The 21,005-nt window shown below is 74.7% G+C and carries 17 protein-coding genes and 1 riboswitch; of the genes, 2 read left to right on the top strand and 15 right to left on the bottom strand.

Going from position 1 to position 21,005, the window contains the following annotated elements; translation table 11 throughout:
• Positions 1-85: 85 nt before the first annotated feature.
• From cobC to cobM, 6 genes are read right to left on the bottom strand one after another with little or no spacing between them, the layout of a single operon-like run.
• Positions 86-1,153, bottom strand: a complete 1,068-nt coding sequence (cobC, locus tag CNQ36_RS08075; RefSeq protein WP_121545485.1) for an Rv2231c family histidinol phosphate aminotransferase CobC — start codon at positions 1,151-1,153, stop codon at positions 86-88.
• Complete coding sequence (locus CNQ36_RS08070) at positions 1,143-2,057, bottom strand: sirohydrochlorin chelatase (RefSeq protein ID WP_004932983.1); 915 nt, start codon at positions 2,055-2,057, stop codon at positions 1,143-1,145. The genes cobC and CNQ36_RS08070 overlap by 11 nt, the downstream gene beginning before the upstream one ends.
• Positions 2,054-2,647, bottom strand: coding sequence for a precorrin-8X methylmutase (locus CNQ36_RS08065; RefSeq protein ID WP_121545484.1), 594 nt, complete (start codon positions 2,645-2,647; stop codon positions 2,054-2,056). The genes CNQ36_RS08070 and CNQ36_RS08065 overlap by 4 nt, the downstream gene beginning before the upstream one ends.
• Positions 2,644-4,326 (bottom strand): precorrin-3B C(17)-methyltransferase, encoded by a 1,683-nt coding sequence (gene cobJ / locus CNQ36_RS08060; protein ID WP_121545483.1) that lies wholly within the window; start codon positions 4,324-4,326, stop codon positions 2,644-2,646. Before cobJ ends, CNQ36_RS08065 begins: the two co-directional genes overlap by 4 nt.
• A complete protein-coding gene (cbiE, locus tag CNQ36_RS08055) occupies positions 4,323-5,558 on the bottom strand; it encodes a precorrin-6y C5,15-methyltransferase (decarboxylating) subunit CbiE (RefSeq protein WP_163013214.1) in 1,236 nt (411 codons plus the stop codon). Before cbiE ends, cobJ begins: the two co-directional genes overlap by 4 nt.
• Positions 5,555-6,373, bottom strand: a complete 819-nt coding sequence (gene cobM, locus CNQ36_RS08050; protein ID WP_040907523.1) for a precorrin-4 C(11)-methyltransferase — start codon at positions 6,371-6,373, stop codon at positions 5,555-5,557. Before cobM ends, cbiE begins: the two co-directional genes overlap by 4 nt.
• Positions 6,374-6,468: 95 nt before the next feature.
• Here cobM and CNQ36_RS08045 point away from each other — a divergent pair, with 95 nt between their 5' ends.
• Positions 6,469-7,197 (top strand): ZIP family metal transporter, encoded by a 729-nt coding sequence (locus tag CNQ36_RS08045; protein ID WP_121548396.1) that lies wholly within the window; start codon positions 6,469-6,471, stop codon positions 7,195-7,197.
• Positions 7,198-7,214: 17 nt separating this feature from the next.
• Here CNQ36_RS08045 and cobI read toward each other — a convergent pair whose 3' ends face one another.
• The 9 genes from cobI to CNQ36_RS08000 form a co-directional block, all read right to left on the bottom strand.
• Positions 7,215-7,946 carry a precorrin-2 C(20)-methyltransferase gene (cobI, locus tag CNQ36_RS08040; protein WP_086014773.1) on the bottom strand — a complete coding sequence of 244 codons (732 nt, stop codon included), beginning with the start codon at positions 7,944-7,946 and terminating at the stop codon, positions 7,215-7,217.
• Positions 7,943-9,403 (bottom strand): cobyrinic acid a,c-diamide synthase CobB, encoded by a 1,461-nt coding sequence (locus CNQ36_RS08035; RefSeq protein ID WP_121545482.1) that lies wholly within the window; start codon positions 9,401-9,403, stop codon positions 7,943-7,945. The genes cobI and CNQ36_RS08035 overlap by 4 nt, the downstream gene beginning before the upstream one ends.
• On the bottom strand, positions 9,397-9,996 hold the full coding sequence (gene cobO, locus CNQ36_RS08030; protein WP_004933006.1) for a cob(I)yrinic acid a,c-diamide adenosyltransferase: 600 nt from the start codon (positions 9,994-9,996) through the stop codon (positions 9,397-9,399). The genes CNQ36_RS08035 and cobO overlap by 7 nt, the downstream gene beginning before the upstream one ends.
• Entirely contained in the window at positions 9,996-11,996 is a 2,001-nt protein-coding gene (locus CNQ36_RS08025) for a putative cobaltochelatase (RefSeq protein ID WP_121545481.1), read from the bottom strand. The genes cobO and CNQ36_RS08025 overlap by 1 nt, the downstream gene beginning before the upstream one ends.
• On the bottom strand, positions 11,993-15,661 hold the full coding sequence (cobN, locus tag CNQ36_RS08020; protein WP_121545480.1) for a cobaltochelatase subunit CobN: 3,669 nt from the start codon (positions 15,659-15,661) through the stop codon (positions 11,993-11,995). Before cobN ends, CNQ36_RS08025 begins: the two co-directional genes overlap by 4 nt.
• Positions 15,658-17,193 carry a cobyric acid synthase gene (locus CNQ36_RS08015; RefSeq protein ID WP_121545479.1) on the bottom strand — a complete coding sequence of 512 codons (1,536 nt, stop codon included), beginning with the start codon at positions 17,191-17,193 and terminating at the stop codon, positions 15,658-15,660. Before CNQ36_RS08015 ends, cobN begins: the two co-directional genes overlap by 4 nt.
• Positions 17,190-18,131: a cobalamin biosynthesis protein gene (locus tag CNQ36_RS08010; protein ID WP_121545478.1), complete on the bottom strand. Its 942-nt coding sequence runs from the start codon at positions 18,129-18,131 to the stop codon at positions 17,190-17,192. The genes CNQ36_RS08015 and CNQ36_RS08010 overlap by 4 nt, the downstream gene beginning before the upstream one ends.
• 122 nt (positions 18,132-18,253) lie before the next feature.
• A riboswitch (cobalamin riboswitch) is annotated at positions 18,254-18,395 on the bottom strand.
• 168 nt (positions 18,396-18,563) lie between these two features.
• A complete protein-coding gene (locus CNQ36_RS08005) occupies positions 18,564-18,785 on the bottom strand; it encodes a hypothetical protein (protein WP_121545477.1) in 222 nt (73 codons plus the stop codon).
• A 41-nt stretch (positions 18,786-18,826) separates the two neighbouring features.
• Positions 18,827-20,068 carry an inorganic phosphate transporter gene (locus CNQ36_RS08000; RefSeq protein ID WP_121545476.1) on the bottom strand — a complete coding sequence of 414 codons (1,242 nt, stop codon included), beginning with the start codon at positions 20,066-20,068 and terminating at the stop codon, positions 18,827-18,829.
• A gap of 261 nt (positions 20,069-20,329) precedes the next feature.
• Here CNQ36_RS08000 and CNQ36_RS07995 point away from each other — a divergent pair, with 261 nt between their 5' ends.
• Complete coding sequence (locus CNQ36_RS07995) at positions 20,330-20,995, top strand: class II aldolase/adducin family protein (protein WP_121545475.1); 666 nt, start codon at positions 20,330-20,332, stop codon at positions 20,993-20,995.
• Positions 20,996-21,005 lie beyond the last annotated feature (10 nt).

The following is a 21,005-nucleotide window of genomic DNA, read 5'->3' as shown; positions in this document are numbered from 1 at the left end:
TCCGCCCCAGACCCCGCTCCTCAAACGCCGGAGGGGCTGGAATCAGCCCCTCCGGTCCGGGGGCAGCGCCCCTGGCGGGGGCGAACTACACGGTGTTCAGCGCCCGGCTCAGCGCGTGCAGGAAGCCGTCCGTCGTCCCACGGTCGCGCACCGCCACGCGCAGCCACTCCTCGTCCAGCCCCGGAAACGTGTCCCCGCGCCGCACCGCGTAGCCGAGGCCCCGCAGACACCCCCGCACCGCCGCCCCCCGCTCCACCCGGATCAGCACGAAGGGCCCCTCGGCAGGGGCCACGACCCGCAGACCATGGCCCGCGAACACCCGCAGCCCCGCGACCAGATGATCCCGGTCCGCGGCGATGCCCCGAGCCGCGTCCGCCGCCTCCGCGAGAGCCCGCGGCGCCACGCACGCCTCCGCCGCCGCCAGCGCCGGCGTGGACACCGGCCACAGCGGCTGCGCACGCTCCAGTTCCGCGACGGTCTCCGGGGCCGCCAGCACGTAGCCGATCCGCAGCCCCGCCAGTCCCCACGTCTTGGTGAGGCTGCGCAGGACCACCAGACCCGGCACGTCCGTACGCCCTGCCAGCGCCTCGCGCTCGCCGGGCACCGCGTCCATGAACGCCTCGTCCACCACCAGCGTCCGCCCGGGCCGGGCCAGCCCCGCGACCACCCCGGCCGGGTGCAGCACCGACGTCGGGTTCGTCGGGTTGCCGAGCACCACCAGGTCCGCGTCCCCGGGCACCGCCGCCGGGTCCAGCCGGAAACCGTCCGCCTCCCGCAGCAGCACCCGGTCCACCGTGTGCCCGGCGTCCCGCAGCGCCGCCTCCGGCTCCGTGAACTGCGGATGCACCACCACCGGCCTGCGCACCTCCAGCGCACGCGCCAGCAGCACGAACGCCTCCGCCGCCCCGGCCGTCAGCAGCACCCGCTCCACCGGCAGCCCGTGCCGCGCCGCGACCGCCGCGCGGGCGGCCCGCCCGTCCGGGTAGGCGGCCAGGCCGGACAGCGACCCGGCGATGTGGTCCCGCAGCCACCCCGGCGGGGTGTCCGCGCGGACGTTCACCGCCAGGTCGGTCAGCGCGGAGCCGTCGTCGCGGACCTCGGCGTCCCCGTGGTGGCGCAGATCGTGCCCGGCGGCCGCCGGATCAGTGCGCATGGGAGTGCGCGTGGCCGTGCCCGTGGCCGTGTCCGTGGTGGTGGTCGTCGTCGTCCGGGTGGAAGTGCGGCTGCTGCGGCAGCCCCACCTTGTCCTCGAAGCCCGGCAGCGCGATCCGGTACACGCACGAGTCGCAGTTCATCCGCAGATCGCCCTTGACCGCCTCCTCGTACCGCTCCCACACCAGATCCAGCAGCTCCGGCTCCGGACCGATCACGTCCGCCGACCGCACCCCGGTCTCCGGGTGCGCCGCCGCCCACTCCCGCGTCTGCAGCCGCACCCGATCCGGCAGGATGCCCGTGAACAGGAAGTACGGCAGCACGACGACGTGCCGCGCCCCCAGCCGCGCGCACCTGTCCAGACCGGCGGGCACGTCCGGCGCCGCCAGCGACACGAACGCCGTCTCCACGCCCGCGTAACCGCGCCCCTCCCACAGCAGCCGCGCCGCCTTCAGCACCTCCGCGTTGGCGTCCGGGTCCGTCGACCCGCGCCCCACCAGGAGCACGGTCACGTCGGCGGGGTCCCAGGCGGGGTCCACCGCCTCCGCCAGCCTCCGCTCCAGCACGCTCAGCAGCGCCGGATGCGGGCCCAGCGGACGGCCGTAGGTGTACGAGATCCCCGGGTGGCGTTCCTTCTCGCGGGCCAGCGCGGCCGGGATGTCCCCCTTGGCGTGCCCGGCGGACACCAGCATCAGCGGCACCGCGGCGAACCGCCGCACCCCCCGCTCCACCAGCTCGGCGACCGCGTCGCCCAGCGGCGGCGGGGACAGCTCGATGAAGCCGCCGGCGACGGGCAGTTCGGGATGACGGCGCCCGAGCTCCCGGACGAAGTCGCGGAACGCCTCCGCTCCGGCGTCGTCCCGGGTGCCGTGACCGGCGATGAGCAGGGCGGGCGGGGTGGTCACAGGATCTCCTCGGATGCGGGGGGAACAGGGTGGTACAGCAGGGCGTTGAGCGCGGCGGCGGCGACCGCCGACCCGCCCTTCTCGGACACGTTGCTCACGGCGGGCAGTCCGCTCTCCCGCAACGCGGCCTTCGACTCGGCCGCCCCGACGAAACCGACGGGCAGCCCGACGACCAGCGCCGGGGAGACGTCCAGGGCCAGCAGCTCCTCCAGGGCGGTCGGCGCACAGCCGATCACCCACAGGGCGCCGGGCCCGACCTCCTCGTACGCCAGCCGCACGGCGTGCGCCGAACGCGTCAGGCCGGCACCGGACTTCGCGTCCCCGAGCCGGCACACGGTCTCGCGGCGGGTGATCCCGGCCGCGACCATCTCCACGTCCGTCACGACCGGCGCCCCGGCGTGCAGCGCGGCGTGCGCGGCCACCAGGTCGCCCTCGTCCATGACGAGATCGGAGGCGTACTCCAGGTCGGCCGCGGAGTGGACGACCCGCTCCACGACGGCCCGGGTCAGCGGCGGGAAGTGCGAGGTGTCCAGCCGGGCGCGCAGCCGCCGGTAGGACTCCTGCTCGATGGGGTGCACCACGCGGTTCACCGGGTCTCCTCCTGCCAGCGGTAGCCACGCGGGGTGACCATGCGCCCCGCGATCTCACGGGTCGCCGTGTTGCCCACGGTCACCACCGTCATCATGTCGACCGTCGCCGGGTCCAGCGCGGCAAGCGTGGTCAGCCGGCTCGACTCGTCGGGCCGGGACGCGTTGCGCACCACCCCGACCGGTGTCGCCGGATCCCGGTGCCCGGCGAGGATCGCGAGGGCCTTCGGCAGCTGCCAGTCGCGGCCCCGGCTGCGCGGGTTGTAGAACGTCACCACGATGTCCGCCTCGGCCGCCGCCCGCACCCGCCGCTCGATGACCTCCCACGGCGTGTGCAGGTCGGACAGGCTGATCGACACATGGTCGTGCCCCAGCGGCGCGCCCAGGATCGCCCCGGCCGCCAGCGCCGCCGTCACACCCGGCACCCCGATCACGTCGATGTCGTCGGACGCCTCCGCGAGCGCCGGCGAGGCCATCGCGTACACGCCGGCGTCCCCGCTGCCGATCAGCGCCACCGCCTGCCCGCGCCGGGCCTCCGCGACGGCCGTGCGCGCCCGTTCCTCCTCGGCGCCGAGACCGGACTCCAGCACCCGCGTGCCCGGCCGCAGCAGATCGCGGATCTGGTCGACGTACTGGTCGAGTCCCACCAGCACGGAGGCGCGCCGCAGTTCGTCCTTCGCGCGCGGGGTGAGCAGATCCCGCGCGCCGGGGCCGAGACCCACGACCGCGAGCCGTCCCCGCCCCGGCCGCCGTACGACCGCGCAGGTCGCCGTCGCCGGCCGGCCCGCCGACTTCCGCTTGGGCACCAGGAGTTCGCCCCCGCCGACCAGCGCGGCGGCCTCGGCGACCGACGGTGTGCCGACGGCGGCCAGCGGCGCTTCGGACGGGTTCGGCACCTCGACGCGCGCCAGCTCCCCGGCGGTGTACGTCACCAGCGGCACCCCGAGCCGCCGGGCCGCCTCCACGATGCCGGGCTCGCCGGCCTTGGCGTCCACGGTGGCCAGCTCCGCGAGCGACGCCGCCGACAACCCGGCCTCCCGCAGGGCGCCTTCGATCAGGTCCAGCACCTCGTCCGCCGGGGCGCCCCTAGAGGCGCCCACGCCGACGACGAGGGTGGGCGGCCGGAGCACCGCCTCCCGCTCGCCCGGCTCCACCAGACGGTCCGTGACCCGGAGCGTGTACGGGCCCTCGCCGGTGACCGGGAGCGGCGGCAGCGGCCAGCTCACCTCGGCCCGCAACGCCACCGCCGCCCCGTCCAGCAGGGCCCGTGACACGGCGGCGACCTCGCCCTCCACCGGCAGGCCGAGGGTGTCGAGACCCGGCAGGCCGGCCGCGTCGGTCGCCGTCGTCACCACCGGTTCGGCGCCCAGCACCTCGGCGACCGCACGGGCCAGCTCGTTCGCCCCGCCGCCGTGCCCGCCGACCAGCGACACCGCGAACCGCCCGCCCTCGTCGACGCAGACCACGCCCGGGTCGCTCGCCTTGTCGCGCAGCAGCGGTGCCACCAGCCGCACCACGGCCCCGGTGGCGAGGAAGCAGACGAGCCGCTCGCACTCGGCGAACGCGGCCCGGACGGCGTCCGGCACGGAACCCTCGTACACGCGCGTACGGTCCGGCCACGCGGCGGCCAGCCGGTCCCGCGCGGCCGCTCCCGCCGCGGTGGCGGAGATGAGGCCGATCACTGGGAAACTCCTTCGTCGAGCGCCGGGGGCCTCACGCCCCACAGCAGGAAAACGGGATTGGCCGCGGCCAGCCGGGTCACGTCCCCGGGCAGCGGCGCCAGCCGCGACGACTGCAGCAGCACTCCGTCGCAGGTGAACCCGGCGTCCGTCAGCGCCGCGCGGGCCGCCGGCACCCGGTCGAGTGCGGCCACGGCGACGACCACCGTCCGCCGGGCCCGCCGCGCGCAGGCGGCGACGACGGCGGGCAGCTCCCGGCCGCCCCCGCCGACGAACACGGCGTCCGGGTCCTCGCCGAGGCCGGACAGCGCCCCCGGCGCCGTGCCGTGCACGACGCGCACGTCCACCCCGTGGGCGGCGGCGTTGGCACGGATCCGCTCCACCCCGTCGGGCGCCTTCTCGACGGCGGTGACGGCGGCGCCCAGCCGGGCGCACTCCACGGCCACGGAACCCGAGCCCGCGCCGACGTCCCACACCAGCTCACCGGGGCGCGGCCCGAGCCGGGCCAGGGCCAGCGCCCGCACCTCGAACTTGGTGATCATGGAGTCGCGGTGCTCGAACTCCGCCTCGTCCAGCGCCCATCCGGCGGGCCGCACCACCCCGCCCGCGACCGTCCGCACCGGCCCGAGCGCCCGCGCCTCGTCCAGGCACAGCACCACGCTCACCGCCGTGCCCCAGTCCCGCACGGCGGCCTCGGCGGGCGTCACCCGCTCCACCCGCTCCCCGGCGGAACCGAGCGCGGAGGCGACGACCAGCACCCGCGCGGTGTCGCGCAACGCGGCCCCCAGCTCCGCGGGACCGGCCCCCGGCCCCGTCAGCACGGCCACCTTCGGATGCGCCCGGCACAGATGCACCGCCGTGCGCGGGTCCCGGCCGTGCGCGCTGACCACCACGGCGTCGTCCCACGTCAGCCCGGCCCGCGCGAACGCGGCGGCCACGCTGGAGACACCGGGCCGGACGTCGAGCCGCTCCGGCCCGAACCGCTCGGCCAGCGCCCGCACGATCCCGAAGAACCCCGGGTCCCCGGACGCCAGCACCACCACCGGCCGCTCCCCGGCGACGTACTCCCCGACGGTGTCGAGCGCGGGCGCGAGGGGCCCGAGCACGACCCGCTCGGCCCCCTCCGGCACCCGTACGGCGTCCAGGTGCCGCCGCCCGCCGACGACCAGCTCCGCCCCGTCCGCGCACCGCTCGTCGACCGGCGCCCCGGCCCCCATCCCGACCACGGTGATCATGTGCGCGCGCCCCCCGAGCGCAACGCCCTGCGCGCCTCGGGGTCGGCCTTGCGGAAGCCGTGGAAGTGACCGGGGTGGTACAGGTGCGAGCGGGTGCCGTGCGCCTCGAGCGCCGGGCCGACCAGGAACAGCGTGTGCTTCCACAGCTTGTGCTCCTTGACGGTCTCCTCCAGCGTGCCGATGGTGCACCTGACCACCAGCTCCTCCGGCCAGGTCGCCTGGTACGCCACGACGACCGGCGTGGACGTGGGGTAGCCGCCCTCCAGCAGCTCCCGCACCAGCTGCCCGCTGCGGGCGGCCGACAGGAAGACCGCCATGGTGGTGCCGTGCCGCGCGAACTCGCGGACCTCCTCGCCCGGCGGCATCGGCGTCTTGCCGCCGCCGAGCCGGGTCAGCACGACCGACTGCGCCACCTCCGGAATGGTCAGCTCGCGCTGCGCGAGCGCCGCGACGGCGGAGAAGGACGACACTCCGGGCACGATCTCGGTCGCGATGCCGAGCTCCGCGCACCGGTCGACCTGCTCCTGGGTGCCGCCCCACAGCGCGGGGTCACCGGAGTGGATCCGCGCGACCCTGAGCCCCCGCGCACGGGCCCGCTCGTAGACGGCCACCACGTCCTCCAGGGACATCGTCGCCGAGTCGAGGATCTCGGCGCCCTCGCGCGCGTGCTGGAGGACCTCCTCCTGCACCAGGCTGGCGGCCCAGATGACGACATCGGCCTCGGCGATGGCGCGGGCGGCACGGAAGGTCAGCAGATCTGCGGCGCCGGGGCCGGCCCCGACGAAGGTCACCTTGCCGGTGGGGGCGTCGGCCATGGAAATCGGTCCTCTCCTGAGGGTGGTCAAAGTCGGTGGGCGGTGAGCGGCTGTCACGCGTGCGCGACGGGCCGCCGATCGGATACGAAGAACGCATGGCGGTCCTCGTCGCGCTCGGCGCGTTCCTGATGACGCTGGCCGGCGGCTGGTCGGCACACCGCGTGACCGACCGCCGCCACCTGGTGCTGGGCCTGGCCGGCGGTCTGATGCTCGGCGTCGTCGGCCTCGAACTCCTCCCGGAGTCCCTGAAGGCCGCCGGTGACGAGGTGTACGGCGTGCCCGCGGCGCTGCTGCTCTTCGTCGCCGGGTTCCTCCTGGCCCACCTGGCGGAACGCCTGCTGGCCCACCGGCAGGCCGCGCACGGCGCCGAGGAGAGGAACGGCCGGACCCCCGAGGTGGGCCTGACGGCCGCCGCAGCGATGGTCGGCCACAGCGCCATGGACGGCGTGGCGATCGGCGCCGCCTTCCAGGTCGGCGGCGGCATGGGCGCCGCCGTCGCGGTGGCCGTGATCGCCCACGACTTCGCGGACGGCTTCAACACGTACACGCTCACGCGCGTCTACGGCAACGCCCGCCGCCGCGCGCTGGGAATGCTCCTCGCGGACGCGGCGGCACCGGTCGTGGGCGCCGCGTCGACCCTGTTCTTCACCCTCCCGGAACCGCTGCTCGGCGGCTACCTGGGCCTGTTCGGCGGCGCGCTGCTCTACCTCGCGGCGGCCGAGATCCTGCCCGAGGCCCACCACGAGCACCCGGCCCGCTCCACACTGCTGTGCACGATCGCGGGGGTGCTGTTCATCTGGCTGGTGGTGGGCGTCGCGCACTGAGGACGACCCTGCCCGGCTCACAACTTGCCGCCCCGCCCGCCGTCACGCCGCGGCGGCGCGATGAGCGTCGACAGATACGGCAGCGGAGCCCCGTCCAGCTCGGCGGCCGGCCGTACCGACTCCTCGGCCAGCCCGAGCGCCGACCCCCACACCGCGTCACCGAGCCGCCCGGTCTCCCGCAGCGCCTCGGCGACCTCACCGGCCTGCCGCCCGAACTTGTACGCCACCACGGTCCCCGGCCCGGCAAGCGCGTCCTTCAGCACGGCCGCCCCGGCGGTCACCGGAACCAGCGTGAGCGGTTCCGTCCCCTCGGTCAGCACGGCCCCGGACCGCGCCGCGAGGTCCTGCATCGCCGTGATCCCCGGAACGGTCTCGACGACCAGCTCCGGCACCGACTCGGCGACGGTCTGGGCGAGATAGGTGAACGTCGAGTACACATTGGGGTCCCCGATGGTCGCGAAGGCGACGGCCCCGTGCTCCCGCAGCAGCTCCGCGACCCGCTCACCGGCGGCGTCCCAGGCGGCCTCGCGCCGCGCCCGGTCGGTCCGCTCGTTCAGCGCGAACACCACCCGGACGACCTTCGCGGCCGGCACGTAGTGCAGCACGGTCGCCTCGGCCCGCCCGCGTTCACCGGTGTCCAGCACGGGGACGACGACGACATCGGCGGCCCGCAGCGCGTTGACCCCCTTGACGGTCACCAGCTCCGGGTCCCCGGGCCCCACCCCGACCCCGACCAGCCTGCTGCTCATGACGTCCGGCACCTCTCCACGAACCGACGGGCGACACCGGGCTCGGACGCCCAGTGCGTGTGCAGATAGCTCGCGTGCACACCGCGTTCCACGAATCCCTCGACACGCCGCTCGGGCCCCCGCATCCCCCAGGCGGGAGCGCTTCCGGCGCCGGGCTCGACGACGGTCCGGTGGAACTCGTGCCCCCGCATCCGGGTCCCGGCGCCGGCCAGCGCGCTGTCGCTCACCGCCACGGCGTCCCGGTACCCCAGGGTCAGCCGCTCCGACATCCGCGCGGAGGCGTCCAGCACCCCGCACATGGGCAGCCCGTCCAGGTCCCGGCACAGGTACAGCAGCCCGGCGCACTCGGCGGCGACGGGAGCCCCGCTCAGCGCCAGCTCGGCGACGGACTTCCGCAGCCCCTCGTTGGCGGACAGCTCGGAGGCGTACACCTCAGGGAACCCCCCGCCGACGACCAGCCCGGCGGTCCCCTCGGGCAACTCCTCGTCCCGCAGCGGATCAAAGACGACGACCTCGGCCCCGGCCGCCGTCAGCAACTCGGCGTGCTCGGAGTACGAGAACGTGAACGCGGCCCCACCGGCAACGGCCACCCTGACAGGCCGCCCGGCATCCACCAGCCCGTCCGGCGCTTGAGGACGAGGCCCGTCCAGGGCCGAACGGGAGTCCGGGGGCAGAGCCCCCGGGGACGGCAAGGGAAGGGGCGGCGGGGGCGAGGAAACCAAGGCCTCACCCGCGTCCCACCCCGCACCCGCCAAGGGACCCGCACTCCGCGCCAACGCGACCAACGCCGCCAGATCACACCCGCCGGCGACCTGCGCGGCCATCGCCGCGACAGCCTCGACCGCCAGGGCACCCCGCTCGGCCACCGGCACCAGCCCCAGATGCCGGGACGGCGTCTCCACCGGCGCGGCCCGCCGCAACACCCCCAGCACCGGCACCCCGACGGAGTCCAACGCCTCCCGCAGCAACGCCTCGTGCCGGTCCGAGCCGACCTTGTTCAGGATCACGCCCCCGATCCGCACCTCCGGATCGAAGGACACGAACCCGTGCACCAGCGCCGCCACCGACCGGGACTGCGAGGACGCGTCCACGACCAGCACCACCGGCGCCCGGAGCAGCTTCGCCACCTGCGCGGTGGAGGCCAGCTCCCCCTCACCGGCCGCCCCGTCGTACAGCCCCATCACACCCTCGACCACGGCGATGTCACAGCCCCGCGCGCCGTGTGCGAACAGCGGCCCGACCAGCTCCGGTCCGCACAGGTACGCGTCGAGGTTCCGCCCCACCCGCCCGGTGGCGAGCGTGTGGTAGCCGGGGTCGATGTAGTCCGGCCCGACCTTGTGCGGCGACACGGCGAGCCCCCGCGCGGTGAGCGCGGCCATCAGCCCGGTGGCGACGGTGGTCTTGCCGCTGCCCGAAGAGGGCGCGGCGATCACCAGCCGGGGAACGGAGGTCACCACTCGATGCCCCTCTGCCCCTTCTGCCCGGCGTCCATGGGGTGCTTGACCTTGGACATGTCGGTCACCAGGTCGGCGAACTCCACCAGCGCGCCGGGCGCGTTGCGCCCCGTGATCACCACATGCTGCGTCCCCGGCCGCTCCCGCAGCACGGACACCACCTCATCGGTGTCGATCCAGCCCCAGTGCATCGGGTAGGCGAACTCGTCCAGCACGTACAGCCGGTACGTCTCGGCGGCGAGGTCCCGCTTGACCTGCTCCCAGCCCTCCCGGGCCTTCTCCTCGTTGTCCATCTGCGCGTCCCGCTGGACCCACGACCAGCCCTCGCCCATCTTGTGCCAGTCGACGGTCCCGCCCTCACCGGAGGCGCCGAGCACCCGCAGCGCGTTCTCCTCGCCGACCTTCCACTTCGCCGACTTGACGAACTGGAACACCCCGATCGGCCACCCCTGGTTCCAGGCCCGCAACGCCAGCCCGAAGGCGGCCGTCGACTTGCCCTTCCCGACGCCCGTGTGCACCACCACCAGCGGACGGTTGCGCCGCTGACGTGTCGTCAGACCGTCGTCCGGCACCACACTCGGCTGCCCCTTGGGCATTACGCGGCCCTCCTCTGCACGTCCTTCACCAGCCCGGCGATCGAGTCCGCCCGCAGCTCGTCGAGCGTCACCGCCGTACCGCCCAGCTCATCCGCGAGCCGCCCGGCGAGCCCCAGCCGCACCGGCCCCGACTCGCAGTCCACGACCACGGAGGCGACCTGCTCGGCCGCGAACAGCCGCGCGGCCCGCGAGGCCAGCGCCACCGGCTCGGGACCACCGGTGGCCCGCCCGTCCGTCACCACCACGACCAGCGCCCGCCGCGCCGGGTCCCGCAGCCGCTCCACCCGCAGCACCTCGTGCGCCCTCAGCAGCCCGGCCGCCAGCGGCGTACGGCCACCGGTCGGCAGCGACTCCAGCCGGGCGGCGGCCGCGTCCACCGACGACGTCGGCGGCAGCGCCACCTCGGCCGCCGACCCGCGGAAGGTCACCAGCCCCACCTTGTCCCGCCGCTGATAGGCGTCGAGCAGCAGCGACAGCACGGCGCCCTTCACCGCGCCCATCCGCTGGCGCGCCGCCATCGAACCCGAGGCGTCCACGACGAACAGCACGAGGTTCCCCTCGCGCCCCTCGCGGGTCGCCTGCCGCAGATCGTCCCGGCGCACCACCAGCCCGGGCCCGCTGCGCCCCCGCGCCCGCTGGTGCGGGGCGGCGGCCCGGACGGTGGCCGCGAGGTGCAGCTTGGTCAGCGCTCCCCGGGGCCGCCGGGCCCCGGTGGTCCGCCCGTGCTCGGTCCGCGCCCGCGAGCGCCGCCCGGCGGCGCCCTCGCCGAGTCCGGGCACGCTCAGCACCTTCGCCCGGAACGGCTCGGCCGCCCGCACGGGCGACTGCTCGCCGGCGCCGGAGGGCCGCGGCTCCCCGCCCTCCCCGGCCTCGGGACGCGCGGCGGTGTCACCGTCGCCGCCGGGCGCGTCCCCCGGCTCCGGCTGCCCGCCGGGGCCACCGCCGGGACCCGGGTCCTCCGGATCGTCGTCGCCGTCGCCCGGGTCCTGCCCGCCGAACTCCTCCAGGGTCTCGTCGAGCTTGTCCTCGTCGAGACCCGGAGCGTCGAACGGGTTCCGCCGCCGCCGGTGCGGGAGGGCCAGCAGCGCGGCCTGCCGCACGTCCTCCGCCAGCACGTCGCTCCGCCCGGCCCACGCGGCCAGCGCGGTCGCCGTGCGCGCCATCACGATGTCGGCGCGCATGCCGTCCACCTCGAAGGCGGCACAGGTCGCCGCGATCTGCCGCAGCGCCCCGTCGCCCAGCCGCACCGACGGCAGCAGCGCGCGGGCGGCCACGACGCGCTGCCGCACGGCGGCCTCCTCGCCGGCCCAGCGGGCGGCGAAACCGGCCGGGTCGTCGTCGTACGCCAGCCTGCGCCGTACGACCTCCACCCGCTGGTCGGGCTCGCGGGAGGCGGCGACCTCGACGGTGAGCCCGAACCGGTCGAGCAACTGCGGCCGCAGCTCGCCCTCCTCGGGGTTCATCGTGCCGACGAGCAGGAACCTCGAGGCGTGCCGCACGGACACCCCCTCGCGCTCCACGTACGAGGCGCCCATCGCGGCGGCGTCCAGCAGCAGGTCGACCAGATGGTCGTGGAGCAGATTGACCTCGTCGACGTAGAGGATCCCGCGGTGCGCGTCGGCGAGCAGACCCGGCTCGAACGCCTTCACGCCCTCCGACAGGGCCCGCTCGATGTCCAGCGCACCCACCAGCCGGTCCTCGGAGGCGCCGACGGGCAGTTCGACCATCCGCGCCGGACGGGACCCGGAGGCCCCCGGCGCGTGCGGTCCGTCCGGACAGGCGGGGTCGGGGGAGCCCGGGGCGCAGGAGAACCGGCACCCGGAGACGACATCGACCTCCGGCAGCAGCGCCGACAGGGCGCGCACCGCCGTCGACTTCGCGGTGCCCTTCTCGCCGCGCACCAGCACGCCGCCGACCGCCGGGGACACGGCGTTCAGGAGCAGCGCGAGCCGCAGGTCGTCCTGGCCGACGACGGCCGTGAACGGGAACGGGGTACTCACTTGTCGTCGCCCTCCAGATCGCCTTCGAGTTCCAGATAGGTGGCGCGCAGCCGCTCGAGGGTGTCCGCGTCCGGCTCGGCCCACAGGCCCCGGTCGGCGGCCTCCAGCAGCCGCTCGGTGATGCCGCGCAGCGCCCACGGGTTGGACTTCTTCATGAAGTCCCGGTTCTCCTGGTCGAAGACGTACTCCGCGCTCAGCTTCTCGTACATCCAGTCGTCCACGACCCCGGCCGTGGCGTCGTACCCGAAGAGGTAGTCGACGGTCGCGGCCATCTCGAAGGCGCCCTTGTAGCCGTGCCTCCTCATGGCGCTCATCCAGCGGGGGTTGACCACCCGCGCCCGGAACACCCGGTGCGTCTCCTCGCCCAGGGTGCGCGTCCTCACCTGGTCCGGAGTCGCCGAGTCCCCGACGTACGCCTCCGGGCTCGCACCCGTCAGATGCCGCACCATGGCGACCATCCCGCCGTGGTACTGGAAGTAGTCGTCCGCGTCGACGAGGTCGTGCTCGCGGGTGTCGACGTTCTTCGCCGCCACCGCGATCCGCCGGAACGCCGTCTCCATGTCGCCCCGCGCGGCCCGCCCGTCGAGCCCGCGCCCGTAGGCGTAGCCGCCCCACACCGCGTACACCTCGGCGAGGTCCGCGTCGGAGCGCCAGTTGCGGGCGTCGATCAGCGGCAGCAGACCGGCGCCGTACGCGCCCGGCTTGGAGCCGAAGATGCGGGCCGTGGCCCGCCGCCGGTCGCCGTGCCCGGCGGTGTCCTCGTCGGCGTGGGCGCGTACGTAGTTCACGTCGGCCGGCTCGTCCAGCTCCGCCACCGCCCGCACCGCGTCGTCGATCAGCCCCACGACGTGCGGGAACGCGTCCCGGAAGAAGCCGGAGATGCGGACCGTGACGTCGATGCGCGGCCGGCCCAGCTCCTCGGGCCCGACCACCTCGAAGCCGGTCACCCGGCGCGAGGCGTCGTCCCACACCGGCCGGCAGCCCAGCAGCGCCAGGATCTCGGCGATGTCGTCGCCCTGGGTGCGCATCGCGGACGTACCCCACACCGTCAGGCCCACGGACTTCGGGTACTCACCGGTGTCTTGGAGATAGCGCTGCACCAGCGAGTCCGCCAGTGACTGCCCGACCTCCCAGCTCAGCCTCGACGGGATCGCCTTGGGGTCGACGGAGTAGAAGTTCCGGCCGGTCGGCAGCACGTTGACCAGCCCGCGCGTCGGTGAACCCGAGGGGCCCGCCGGGACGTAACCGCCGTTCAGGGCCCGCAGGATGTGGCCGATCTCGTCCGTGGTCCGGGCGAGCCGGGGCACCACCTCGGTGCAGGCGAACTCCACCACGGCCACCGCGTCCGGGAGTTCGGCGCCCAGCACCTCCCGCAGCAGCGGCGCGCTCTCCCCGGCGGCCCAGCCGCGCTCCTCCATGCCCTCCGCGATCCGCCGGCACAGCTGCTCCAGCAGGTCGACCGCGTCGGAGGCAGACCGGGCCGGACCGTCCACCAGGTCGGTCAGCTCCGCCGGCACCTTCAGCGGGGCGCCGGGCTCGGCCAGCAGCTCCTTCTCCACCAGACCGAAGTGCGCGGCCAGGGTGGCCCGCAGACCCGGCAGCGCGTTCGCCCGGCCGCCCCACACCTGCGAGGCGCGCAGCACCGCGAGCACCAGGTTGACGCGCGGCTCACCGACCGGACCGCCGCCGAGCACGTGCAGCCCGTCGCGGATCTGCACGTCCTTGATCTCGCAGAGATAGCCGTCGATGTGCATGACGAACGAGTCGAAGTCGTCGTCGTCCGGCTGGTCGTCCACGTGCAGGTCGTGGTGGAGCTCGGCCGCCTTGACCAGCGTCCAGATCTGCGCCCGTACCGCCGGGGCCTTGTCCGGGTCCAGGTCGGAGACCAGGGCGTACTCGTCGAGGAGCTGCTCCAGCTTCGCGAGGTCGCCGTACGTGTCGGCGCGCGCCATCGGCGGGACGAGGTGGTCGACCACCGTCGCGTGCCCGCGCCGCTTGGCCTGGGTGCCCTCACCGGGGTCGTTGACGATGAACGGGTAGATCAGCGGCAGGTCGCCGAGCACCGCGTCCGGTGCGCAGCCGGCGCCCAGTCCGAGGCCCTTGCCCGGCAGCCACTCCATGGTGCCGTGCTTGCCCATGTGCACGATCGCGTCGGCGCCGAAGCCCCCCTCCGACGTCGCGGCCTCCAGCCACCGGTAGGCGGCCATGTAGTGGTGCGACGGCGGCATGTCGGGGTCGTGGTAGATGGCGATGGGGTTCTCGCCGAAGCCGCGCGGCGGCTGGATCATCACGACGACGTTCCCGAACCGGAGGGAGGCCAGCACGATGTCGTCGCCGTCGACGTACAGCGAGCCCGGCGGTTCCCCCCACGCCTCGGTCATGGCGTCCCGCAGCGCCGGGTCCAGCCTCTCGAACCAGGCGCGGTAGTCCGCGAGCGGCACCCGCGCGGGCGCGGCGGCCAGCTGGTCCTCCGTCAGCCACTCCACGTCGTGGCCGCCCGCCTCGATCAGCCGGTGGATCAGCTCGTCGCCGTTGTCGGGGTACCCGTGCACCCCGTACCCCGCGTCGCGCAGCGCGTCGAGCACCCGCACCGCGGAGGCCGGGGTGTCGAGGCCCACCGCGTTGCCGACGCGCGAGTGCTTGGTCGGGTACGCGGTGAAGACCAGCGCGAGCTTCTTCTCCGCGTTCGGCCGGTGCCCGAGCACCGCGTGCCGCACGGCGATGCCGGCCACCCGGGCCGCCCGCTCCGGGTCGGCGACGTACACCGGGACGTCGTCCGGGCCCTGCTCCTTGAAGGAGAAGGGGACCGTGATCAGCCGTCCGTCGAACTCCGGGATGGCGACCTGCATCGCCGCGTCCATGGGGGACAGGGCGGCGTCGGACTCCTCCCAGGCGGCCCGCGAGGAGGTGAGACAGAGCCCCTGCAGCACCGGCACGTCCAGGTCGGCCAGCGCCCCGATGTCCCAGGCCTCCTCGTCACCGCCCGCCGAGGCCTGTGAGGCGTGGGTGCCGCCGGCCGCCAGCACCGTGGCGACCAGGGTGTCCGCCTTCGCCAGCAGCTCGTACAGCCCTGCGTCGGCGCCGCGCAGCGAACCGCAGTACACCGGAAGGGCGTTGGCGCCCCGCGCCTCGATCGCGTCGCACAGGGTGTCCACGAAGCCGGTGTTGCCGCTCAGGTGGTGCGCGCGGTAGAAGAGCACGCCGACCGTCGGGCGGCCGGCCCGCACGGCGCGGGCGCCGTGGACGCCGTACTCCGGCATCCTCCGCGGCTCCTCGAAGCCCTCGCCGGTCAGCAGCACGGTGTCCGAGAGGAACCGGGCCAGCTCGGTCAGGTTCTCCGGGCCGCCCTCGACGAGGTAGCGCAGCGCCTCCGCCACCACTCCGGCCGGCACCGTCGACTCGGCCATCAGCTCCGCGTCCGGCACGGTCTCGCCGCCGAGCAGCACCGCCGGGACCCCGGACGCCCTGAGCGCCGCGAGCCCGTCCTCCCAGGCACGCTTGCCGCCCAGCAGCCGTACGACGGCGAGGTCCGCCCCGTCGAGCAGCGCGGGCAGCTCGTCCGCGACGTCGACGCGGGCCGGGTTGCCGATCCGGTAGGAGGCCCCGGAGGCACGGGCCGCCAGGAGGTCCGTGTCGGCGGTCGACAACAACAACACAGTGCTCATGCGGGTGCTCCCGGTGGAATGAAGGGCAGTCCTTGCGGCGCGCCGGACTCGATGAGCCGCCACAGCGCGTCCGTGTCCGCGTGCTGTTCGATCAGGTCGCCGAGCCGGTCGAGCTGCTCCTCGCGCAGCGCGGCGAACGAGGTGTCGGGGGCCGGCACGAAGCGGCGTCCCGCGGCGGCGGCCACCTTGCGCAGGAAGGCCCGCCGGAAGCGGTCCGACTCCAGCGAGCCGTGCCAGTGCGTGCCCCAGGTCTTCCCGACCCGGCAGCCGTCCAGGCCGCGTCCCCGGTCGTCGGAGATGAACACTTCCCCGCCCAGCACCTCGGCGACGCCGTAATGGATCTCGTATCCCTCGACGGGCTCGCCGAGCGCCTCGCCGACGGGGCGGGTGAGCGTCTTCTCGCGGGCGAACCGCACCCGCACCGGCAGGATGCCGAGCCCGTCGACGCGGCCCCGCCGGCTCTCGACGTCGTCCTCGACGGACTCCCCGAGGAGCTGGTAGCCCCCGCAGATGCCGAGCACCGGCCGCCCCTCGGCCGCCCGTCGCCGCAGGGCGTCCGCGAGGCCGCGCTCCCGCAGCCAGTCGAGGGCCCGGACGGTCCCGCGGGTGCCGGGCACGACCACGAGGTCGGCGTCGACGAGTTCCTCGGGCCGGTCCACGAACCGCACCACCACACCGGGTTCGGCGGCCAGCGCGTCCACGTCGGTGAAGTTGGACATCAGCGGCACCGCGCAGACGGCGACCCGCAGCACGTCCTCGCCGAGCGGGGCGGCCACCGCCGACTCGCGGACGGCGCCGCGCAGCGACACCCGGAGCCCGTCCTCCTCGTCGATGCCGAGCCCGTGCCGGAAGGGCAGCACGCCGTAGGTCCGGCGCCCGGTGAGGCCGTGCAGCATCTCCAGTCCGGGCTCCAGCAGCGACACGTCGCCCCGGAACTTGTTCACCAGGAACCCGGCGACCAGCTCCTGGTCCGTGCGGGAGAGCAGGGCGACGGTACCGAAGAAGGAGGCGAAGACGCCGCCCCGGTCGATGTCGCCGACGACGAGGACGGGAAGCCCGGCGCTCCGGGCGATCCCCATGTTCACGATGTCGGTGCGCCGCAGGTTGATCTCGGCCGGGCTGCCGGCCCCCTCGCAGATCACCGCGTCATACGTGCCCCGCAACTGCTCCAGACAGTCCAGCACCGTGCCCAGCAGCCGCTGCTGGCGTCCGCCGTGGTAGCCGCGGGCGGTCATCTCGCCGACCGGCCTGCCCATCAGCACCACCTGGCTGGACTGCTCGCCGCCCGGCTTCAGCAGCACCGGGTTCATCAGCGCGGTGGGCTCCACCCGGCAGGCCTGGGCCTGCATGGCCTGCGCCCGCCCGATCTCGGCGCCCTCCCGCGTCACGAACGAGTTCAGCGACATGTTCTGCGCCTTGAACGGCGCGACCTTGACGCCCTGCCGCGCCAGCCACCGGCAGATCCCGGCGGTCACCACGCTCTTGCCGGCGTCCGAGGTGGTCCCGGCGACCAGCAGCCCCCCACCGTTCACGATGCACGTCCCTTCGTCACCCTCCGCGCGGCGGCACCGGCCGCGAGCGCGAGCCAGCCGACCCGCCGCGAGAGCCGTACCGCCCGGTCGATGTCGGCCACGGACACGGCACGTCCGCCGCCGTTGAGGACGGGCCGGTGTTCGACCCGCCCGCCGTAGGAGAGGGTCCCGCCGAGCCGCACGCCGAGCGCGCCGGCGAACGACGCCTCCACGGGCCCGGCGTTGGGGCTGGGGTGCTTCGCGGCGTCGGCGCGCCACGCCCGTACGGCGCCGCGCGGGTCGGGGCCCGCGAGCGCGGCGAGCACGGCGGTCAGCCGCGCCCCCGGCCAGCCGGCCACGTCGTCGAGGCGGGCGGAGGCCCAGCCGTAGCGGAGGTGGCGCGGGGACTTGTGGCCGACCATCGCGTCGAGCGTGTTGACGGCCCGGAACCCGAGCAGTCCCGGCACCCCGGCGACGGCGCCCCACACCAGCGCGCCCACCACGGCGTCGGAGGTGTTCTCGGCGACGGACTCGACCACCGCGCGGGCGATCCCGTCGGCGTCCAGCGCCTGGGGGTCGCGGCCGCACAGGTGCGGCAGCCACGCCCGGGCCGCCTCGACGTCCCCGGCGTCCAGCGCCCGCCCGATGGCGCGGGCCTCCCGGGCCAGCGAGGTCCCGCCGACGACGGCCCAGGTGGCGACGCCGGTCAGGGCGGCGGAGGCGGCGGGGGAGGAGCGTACGGAGCGGGCGGCGAGGCTTCCCAGGACGACGGTCCCGCCGACGCACACGGCGGTGTGCACGGCGCCCCGGCCCCGGTCGTCCCGCCACAGCACCCGTTCCACGGCGGCCGCGGCCCGTCCGAAAGCGGCGACCGGATGACCGCGGCGGGGATCGCCGAGGAGCAGGTCGCCGAGGAGGCCGGCGGCGGCGCCGTACGCGAACACGCGATCGGCACCCATGGGTTCAGCCGGTGACGGATCCGGAGGGAACGGCCCCGGAGCGGGGCGGTGTCTCGCTGGTCGACCTCAACAGGCAGCCGCGCATGGCGATATGTCCTCACTCAGGGTGTCCACGCCCTGGTTCGACGAGACCGGCGGCGAGAGTTCCTGGCTCCCGGGGTGCATCTGCACCCCGGTGACAGTGGCGGGACCGCGCCGGAATCGCACCGGCTTCCTCTCCTGCCGCCGTATTGGCTGAGGCAGTCCACCACGGCTCCGGAAGGGCCGTCAACTTGCCGTTGACCTGCGAGGCTGAAGTGTGCCGAGGCCCACAGAGGGGCTTCGGTGGGGGAACCGCGGGGCGCGCGCACGCCGAAGGGCGGTGCGGGAGCCGGGGCTCCCGCACCGCCCGTGGGACGGAGACCTTCCGCGGTCGCGGTGACCGGGGAGGGATCAGGCCATGATCAGGTAGATGCCGTACGCCACCGCCGCCGCGCACGCGGCGAAGCAGGCGTAGGCGCCGGTGACCGCCAGGGCCGCGGACTGGCCCTGCGCGGCGGCCCGCTCGCGGCGGGACAGGCCGCTGATGCCGAGGGTGAACAGGGCCACCAGGGCCACGGTGACCACGAGGCTGACGCCGAAGACGGAACCGAGGGCCGCCCAGTCGATCTTCATGGTGCTCTTCTTCCTTCGTGCCGGGGTCTACCGGGTCGCGGTCAGACGGTGGTCTTGGCCGGCGGTGCCGTGTCGGCGGGAGCCGGGATCGTGGCGAACTCCTCGGTCACGGCGCCCGCCGGGGGCGGGCTCACGGCGGCCATCGCCTGCGTCACCACGCCGGACGGCTCCTCGCCCGGCACGTCGTGGTCGTTGACGTTGGTGTGGTCGACGACCTCGCGCCGGGAGATCTTCCAGATCGCCGCGCTGGAGGAGACGAGGAAGACGGCCACGACGGCGGTGCCCCAGCTGCCGAAGCCGCAGACCCATTCGGCGAGCGCCGCGACCAGGGCCGCCGCCGGCAGCGTCAGGCCCCAGGCGACGAACATCCGGGTGGCCGTCGACCAGCGGACGACACCGCCCTTGCGGCCCAGGCCCGCACCCATCACGGAACCGGAAACGGAATGCGTGGTGGAGAGGGAGAAGCCGAGGTGCGAGGAGGCCAGGATGACCGTCGCGGCACTGGTCTGGGCGGCGAAGCCCTGCTGCGGCTGGAGGTCGGTGAGGCCCTTGCCCATGGTGCGGATGATGCGCCAGCCGCCGAGGTAGGTGCCGAGCGCGATGGCGATGCCCGCGGAGAGGATGACCCACATCGGCGGGTCGGAGTCGGGGGCGAGGGTGCCGCCGGCGACCAGGGCGAGGGTGATGATGCCCATCGTCTTCTGGGCGTCGTTGGTGCCGTGGGCCAGGGAGACCAGGCCGGCGGAGGCGATCTGTCCGGCGCGGTAGCCCTTCTCGGCGGCCTTGCCGTTGGCCTTCTTGCCCATGCGGTAGGTCAGCCGGGTCGCGAGCATCGCGGCGAGGCCGGCCACCAGCGGGGCGGCGATGGCGGGGATCAGGACCTTGGTGACGAGCACGTCGCCGTGCACCGCGCCGAAGCCGGCGGAGGCGACGGTGGCGCCGATCAGGCCGCCCATCAGTGCGTGCGAGGAGCTGGACGGCAGGCCGACCAGCCAGGTCAGGAGGTTCCAGAGGATCGCGCCGACCAAGGCGGCGAAGATGACCTCGGGACGGATGCCGGCCTCGTCTACGAGGCCTTTGGAGATCGTGTTGGCGACCTCCACCGAGAGGAAGGCGCCCACAAGGTTCAGCACGGCGGACATGGCCACCGCGACCTTGGGCTTGAGCGCACCGGTCGAAATGGTCGTTGCCATCGCGTTCGCGGTGTCGTGGAAACCGTTCGTGAAATCGAACGCGAGAGCGGTTACCACCACAATCGCGAGGATCAGCGAGAAGCTTTCCATTTACCCAGGCAATCGTTCGAGGTCATTGGCTGGTCGAACGTAGGTAACCAGGGTGAACGGAAGATGAACTGGAATGGGCATCGTGGTGACCGTAAGAGGGGGTGGGCGCTCCGCCGGATGGCGGGGCCGGGGCCGTGTCCCCGTGGGCGGCCCGGCGCCCGGGGGCCCGGCCGCCTCCGGTGGATCTTTCCCGGCCGGCCGAGGGCCCGCAGAAGAGACGTCCGTCACCCGGAAGCGTGCCGCGCCTGGCAGGATCGCGGCATGACCGAGCGAAGGCGGGCGGGCGGGGAGGAGGTGCGCGCCTGGGCGGAACTCGTCGGGGCCGCGCGCCGGACGGTCACCGACGGACTCGTGGTCGGCACCTCCGGCAACGTCTCGGTGCGGGTCGGCGAGACCGTCCTGGTCACGCCGTCGGGTGTGCCGTACGACCGGCTGACGCCGGACGACGTGACCGGTGTCGACCTCACCGGCCGGCAGGTCCTCGGCACGCTCGTCCCCACCAGCGAGCTGCCCATGCACCTGGCCGTCTACCGCACGACCGGGGCGCGCGCCGTCGTGCACACCCACGCCGTGCACGCGACGGCCGTCTCCACGCTCGTCGACGAACTGCCGCTGATCCACTACATGGCCGCGGCGCTCGGCGGACCCGTCCGGGTCGCCCGCTACGCCACGTACGGCACCGACGAGCTGGCCGAGAACATGCTCCGCGCGCTCGACGGCCGCACCGGCTGTCTCCTGCAGAACCACGGCACCGTCACCCACGGCACCACGCTCGACCTGGCCTACGACCGCACGGCCCAGCTGGAGTGGATGTGCCGCCTCTGGCTGACCGCGTCCTCGCTGCCGGCCCTGTCCCCGAGTCTGCTGACCCCGGAGCAGCTGGCGGAGGTGGGCGAACGCCTGCGGGACTACGGCCAGCGGGGCTGAGCTCCCGGAC

Origin of the sequence: Streptomyces fungicidicus, from assembly GCF_003665435.1 — a bacterium.
GTDB lineage: Bacteria > Actinomycetota > Actinomycetes > Streptomycetales > Streptomycetaceae > Streptomyces > Streptomyces fungicidicus.
The sequence above is the reverse complement of the archived record's forward strand: the minus strand, read 5'-3'. Positions and strand labels throughout refer to the sequence as shown.